Raw genomic sequence first — 5,741 nt, forward strand, 5'->3', positions numbered from 1 at the left:
GGTCGACTCGCTGCCGAACCTGGTGACGAACACCAACCTCGCGGCCTGCGCCACGATGAAGTCCAACGGTGCCTACGTGGACGGCATCGCGTACGCGCTGAACAAGCTGGGTGCGTACAGCAACGTCTACAACTACGTCGACGCGGCGCACCACGGCTGGATCGGTTGGGACTCCAACTCGGGCCCGACGGCGGAGCTCATGTACTCCACCGCGGTCAAGTCGGGTTCGGTCAACAACGTGGCCGGCTTCATCACCAACACGGCGAACTACTCCGCGCTGACCGAGCCGTACGTGAAGATCACCGACACGGTGAACGGCACGTCGGTCCGCCAGGCGAAGTGGATCGACTGGAACCAGTACGTGGACGAGCTGACCTTCGCGCAGGCGTTCCGCACCCAGCTGATCAGCAAGGGCTTCCCGTCGAGCATCGGTATGATCATCGACACCAGCCGTAACGGTTGGGGTGGCTCGTCGCGTCCGACGGCTGCTGGCCCGACGACGTCGGTGGACGCCTACGTCAACGGTGGTCGTATCGACCGGCGTATCCACGCCGGCAACTGGTGCAACCAGTCGGGTGCGGGTCTGGGCGAGCGGCCCAAGGCGGCGCCAGCCTCGGGCATCGACGCCTACGTGTGGATCAAGCCGCCGGGTGAGTCCGACGGTTCGTCCTCGCTGATCGAGAACAGCGACGGCAAGGGCTTCGACCGGATGTGCGACCCGACGTACACCGGTAACGAGCGCAACGGCAACAGCATGACCGGCGCCCTGCCCAACGCCCCGATCTCGGGTTCGTGGTTCTCGGCCCAGTTCCGTGAGCTCATGGCCAACGCCTACCCGCCGCTGTCGTAACAGGCACCGGCACAGACCGGCGATGGCGCGGCTCCCACTGGCCGCGACCACCGCTTCGGTAGCCGACGGTTGCGGTGGTTGGCTCCCACTGTCCACCACTTCCCTCGGCTCCTCCCCGGTCCATCGGGGAAGTAGGGCGGCCCGGCGGGGTCTGGCACACCCCGCCGGGCCGCATCACGCTGTCCGGTCGGGCCACACCGACCCGCGCCGGTGGCGTCTGTCACGTTGGATCTACGACGGGGTCTCTGGTAAATGGTTGGTCTATCGAGATGACCAGCACAGAGACCTCAGGTCGGTACGGGTTCACGGTGCGGCGCAAACTGCGCGTGCCGATGGACGACGGCGTCGACCTCATTGCCGACCTGTACGTGCCGACCGGCGCGGTGGACCCGCCGCTGCCCACGATCGTCGTCCGGTCGCCGTACGGGCGCGACGCCGGGCTCACGCACGCACCGGAGCTGGCCCGCGAGGGGTTCACCGTCCTGGTGCAGAGCTGCCGGGGCACCTGCGGGTCGGGCGGCACCTTCGTGCCGCAGCTCGACGAGCAACGCGACGGCATGGCCACCCACCGGTGGGTACGCCGCCAGCCGTGGTTCACCGGCACCGTCGCGACCTTCGGGGAGAGCTACCTCGGGTACACCCAGTGGGCCGTGGCCGGACGGATGCGGCGCGAGGACCCCGACAACGCCCCCGACGCGCTCTGCCTGAACGTCACGATGCCCGACTTCGGCGCGTTCACCTGGGACAACGGCGCCTTCTCGCTGGGCAACGCGCTCGGCTGGTCGCGCATGATGGACCTGAAGGGCCTGCGGGGCGTGCTGGTCAGGGCCCGGCTCGCGCTGCGGCCCGACCGGAAGCTCGCCGCCGCCTTCGACACGCTGCCGCTGTCGCGCGGCGACGCGGTCGTGGCGGGCCGCCCGATCAGCTGGTACCAGGACTGGCTCGCCCACGAGAAGCTCACCGACGAGTACTGGACCCGGCAGTCGCATGCCGCGTCGGTGCCCGACGTGACCGCGCCCGTGTACATGGCCACCGGCTGGTACGACATCTTCCTGCCGTGGCAGCTGCGCACCTACGCGCAGCTCGTCGCGGCCGGCCGACCGCCCCGGCTGACGATCGGCCCGTGGGGCCACGCGAGCGCGCAGAACCCGTTCGTCGTCGAGTCCGTGGCGTTCCTGAAGGAACACTTCGCGGGCGTGCCCGGCACCCGTGAAGCGCCCGTGCGCGCCTTTCTCACAGGCGCCGGACAGTGGCACGACCTGCCCGCGTGGCCACCGCCCGGGACCGCGACCCGGCCGTGGCACCTGCACGAATCCGGACTGCTCGACCCGGCCCTGCCGGGCGGCGGCAGCACCCGCTACACCTACGATCCCGACCAGCCCACCCCTGCCGTCGGCGGACCCGGTCTCGGTGCGGACGCCGGGCCGGTCGACAACAGCGCCCACGAACGTCGGCCCGACGTGACCGTCTTCCGCAGCGCACCGTTGGAGCGCGCGGTCGTCATCGCGGGTGAGCCCGTCGCCCGGATCCGGTTCCGGTCCACGGCCGCCAGCGCCGACGTGTTCGTCCGCGTGTGCGACGTGCACCCCGACGGACGCTCCATGACCGTGTGCGACGGCATCCGCCGCATCGGCAGCGTGGGCACCTCGGCCACCGACCCGCGCCCCGACGACGACGGCTTCGTCGAGGTCGAGGTGCCGTTGTGGCCCTCGTTCCATGAGTTCGCGGCCGGTCACCGTATCGGCGTGCAGGTCAGCTCCGGCGCGCACCCGCGCTATGCCCGCAACCCCGGAACCGGCCAACCCGCCGCCACGGCGGCCGTCACCGTTCGCGCTGAGCAGGAGATCTCCCACGGGACGGGCCACCCGTCCCGGATCGACCTGCCGATACGGGAGTCCTGACCGCCGGGCGTCGGCCCGGTGGTGCAAGCTGATGGGATGCGCGGCCAAGGACCGGATGGTGTCGACATCCCGAGAGCCCAGGCCGGTCAGAATCCCCAGCACCTGTTGGCGACCCTGCTCGGTGAGTACTTCGACTCCCCGGACGCCGATCTGCCGTCGGCGGCCGTGGTCGCGATGCTGGGGGAGTTCGGCATCAGCGAGTCGAGCGCGCGGTCCGCGCTGTCCAGGCTGGCCCGACGTGGTCTGATCGCGGCCCGCCGGCCCGGTCGGCGGGTGACGTACCACGTCACGCCGCAGGCGATGGCCAGCCATCGCGCGTACCTGCGCCGGTTCCTGACCTTCGGCGCCGAGCCGCCGGAGTGGACCGGCGACTGGACGGTTGTCGCGTTCTCGCTTCCGGAGCCGGGGCAGGCGCACCGCCACAGCGTCCGCAGGACGCTGAGCTCGCTCGGGTTCGTGCGGCTGTACGACAGCGTGTGGATGAGGCCCGGGCGCGACACGCGGGCGGCCAGCCGCGCGATGGCCGACGTCCTGAGCGACGTCGCCCACGCCCGGTGGTCGGTCGTCTGCGCCCGGTTCGACGACGAGGCGGGCCCGCACGGGCCGGCCGCGGCATACGACCTGGACGGTCTGGCGGTGGCCTACCAGAACTTCATCGACGAGTACCGTGAGCTGCGCGCGGCCGTCCACGCCGGTGAGGTCGACGCGGCGCGGGCGTTCATCGTCCGTACCTCGGTGATGGACTCCTGGCGGTCGCTTGTCCTCGTGGACCCCGACCTGCCCGAGCACCTGCTGCCCACGCCGTGGCCCCGCCCGCGCGCCCGGGAGATCTTTCTCGACATCCATGCGACGCTCGGCCCGCTCGCCGCGTCCAGGCTCGTTGAGATCACCACGCCCTACTGGCCGGCCGCCGCATCCTGGGTCACCCATTTCCGCCTGGCGGCGGCTCCCATGCCCGGTCGTCCCGCCGGCGCCCGGTAGTCCCGCTGGCACCGTGACGTCCTCGGCGGACCGGCACGCCCGGTGAGGGCCGATCCGCCCGGTCCCGAAAGCTTTCGACCCAGCTCCTTGACAGTTTCTATAACGGGAGCAAACATAACTGCAATCATCGATGCCCGTTCCCTCACGGAGGAACGCAATGAAGTACCCCCGCTTCCGATCCCGATACGTCACGGCCGGTGTGGCCGGCCTGGCGTTGGCAGCCGGGGCGGTTGTCGTCACGACTGCCGCCGAGGCCGCCGCCGGCTGCCGTGTCACCTACGCCGTGTCCAGCAGCTGGCCGGGCGGGTTCGGCGCGAACGTCACCATCACCAACCTCGGCGACCCCGTCACGAGCTGGCGGCTCACCTGGTCGTTCGGCGCCGGGCAGACGATCACCCAGCTCTGGAACGGGACCCACACCCAGTCGGGGTCGCAGGTTACCGTCACCAATGTCAGCTACAACGGCACCATCGCCACCGGTGCGAGCACCGGGTTCGGTTTCAACGGCGCGTGGAACGGCGCCAACCCCGTGCCCACGAACTTCGCGCTCAACGGCACCGCCTGTACGGGCTCGGTGACCACGACCGGCGCCCCCACGACAGCCGGTCCCACCACCGCTGGCCCCACCACCGCCGGTCCGACCACCGCCGGTCCCACCAGCGCTCGCCCCACCACCGCCGGTCCCACCTCCGCCGGTCCCACCTCCGCCGTCCCGTGCACCCGGCAACCCGGTACCGGCGGCGGCTCGGGTCCGTACCCGGCGGGCTACGAGACGTCCAACTCGCTGGCCAACCACACGATCTACCGGCCGGACAGCCTTCCCTGCGAGAAGATGCCGATCCTGGCGTGGTCGCAGGGCGCCTGCTCGGCCAATGGGCTTTCGGCCTTCAACTTCCTGCGGGAGATCGCGTCGCACGGGTTCCTGGTGATCGCCAACGGCAGCCCCAACGGCTCCGGCTCGTCGACGGCATCGTGGCTGACCCAGTCGATGGACTGGGCGGTTGCCGAGAACGCGCGTCAGGGCAGCAAGTACTACGGCCGCCTCGACACCAGCAAGATCGCTGTGGCGGGCTTCTCCTGCGGCGGCCTGGAGGCGTACGAGGTATCCAACGACCCGCGCGTCACCACGACGGCCATCTTCTCCAGCGGACTGCTCAACGACGCCAACGACTACCAGCTCAGGCGACTGACGAAGCCGATCGCGTACTTCATCGGTGGTTCCAGCGACATCGCCTACCCCAACGCCATGGACGACTGGGGCAAGCTCCCGTCGGGACTGCCCGCGTTCATGGGCAACCTGAACGTCGGCCACGGCGGCACGTACGACCAGACCAACGGTGGCGAGTTCGGTCGCGTGATGGTGCTCTACCTGAAGTGGCGCCTGAAGGGGGACCAGACCTCCGGTAGGGCGTTCGTCGGGTCGAACTGCGGCCTGTGCGGCACGCAGTGGCAGGTTCAGCAGAAGAACCTCACCCTCTGACGCCACTGTGGTGTAACGCGGACGCCCGCGCCCACCCGCCGTGCCGCCGCCCGATGACCGGGCCGGGGGCACGGCGGGTTGCCGTGCGCGGGCCCGGGCCAGCGCAGAAGCTCGCCTGCCGCGGCATTCACGGTCGACGCTTGACAGTTAGGGCTACTGCCGTAAAGCTAAGTGACAATCAGTCGATTATCGAAAGTTTTCGACGTCGCGATTCCGCCACGCGCACGCTCATGGCACCACTCGGGGATGGGTCCGGGTGATTCGGGTCGGACCGCGACGACAGCACACCGGGGCACACCCTTCGAGGGTTCCGGCCAGAAAATTTCGATAGTTGATCGAAAAGGATCAACATATACGGGTGTCTGTTCCGTTGTCCCCCCAACGGCTGCCACCCCCCACCAGGAGGAAGCACGTACATGAGCGACGTCCCCGTCCCTCGCACCAACCGCAGACGCCGCCTGCGGCTGCTCATCGGTGCGGTCAGCGCCGTGGCGCTGGCCGTTACCGGCACCGTGGTGGCCACCAACGC

General features: G+C 69.8%; 4 protein-coding genes. All 4 read left to right on the forward strand.

Annotation, left to right across the window (positions count from 1 at the left end; translation table 11 throughout):
- Positions 1–850 (forward strand): glycoside hydrolase family 6 protein (locus tag ABD211_RS15325; RefSeq protein WP_344131326.1); only part of this gene is annotated, 850 nt, incomplete at its 5' end.
- A 269-nt stretch (positions 851–1,119) separates the two neighbouring features.
- Positions 1,120–2,751: a CocE/NonD family hydrolase gene (locus tag ABD211_RS15330; protein WP_344131329.1), complete on the forward strand. Its 1,632-nt coding sequence runs from the start codon at positions 1,120–1,122 to the stop codon at positions 2,749–2,751.
- A gap of 36 nt (positions 2,752–2,787) precedes the next feature.
- Complete coding sequence (locus ABD211_RS15335) at positions 2,788–3,732, forward strand: PaaX family transcriptional regulator (RefSeq protein ID WP_344131332.1); 945 nt, start codon at positions 2,788–2,790, stop codon at positions 3,730–3,732.
- Positions 3,733–3,889: 157 nt separating this feature from the next.
- A complete protein-coding gene (locus tag ABD211_RS15340) occupies positions 3,890–5,212 on the forward strand; it encodes a cellulose binding domain-containing protein (RefSeq protein WP_344131335.1) in 1,323 nt (440 codons plus the stop codon).
- Positions 5,213–5,741 lie beyond the last annotated feature (529 nt).

The organism is Luedemannella flava, assembly GCF_039528515.1.
GTDB lineage: Bacteria > Actinomycetota > Actinomycetes > Mycobacteriales > Micromonosporaceae > Luedemannella > Luedemannella flava.

Coding starts and splice junctions, on each gene's coding strand:
- ABD211_RS15335 (WP_344131332.1), top strand. CDS start 2,788: ATGCGCGGCCAAGGACCGGATGGTGTCGACATCCCGAGAGCCCAGGCC.
- ABD211_RS15340 (WP_344131335.1), top strand. CDS start 3,890: ATGAAGTACCCCCGCTTCCGATCCCGATACGTCACGGCCGGTGTGGCC.
- ABD211_RS15330 (WP_344131329.1), top strand. CDS start 1,120: ATGACCAGCACAGAGACCTCAGGTCGGTACGGGTTCACGGTGCGGCGC.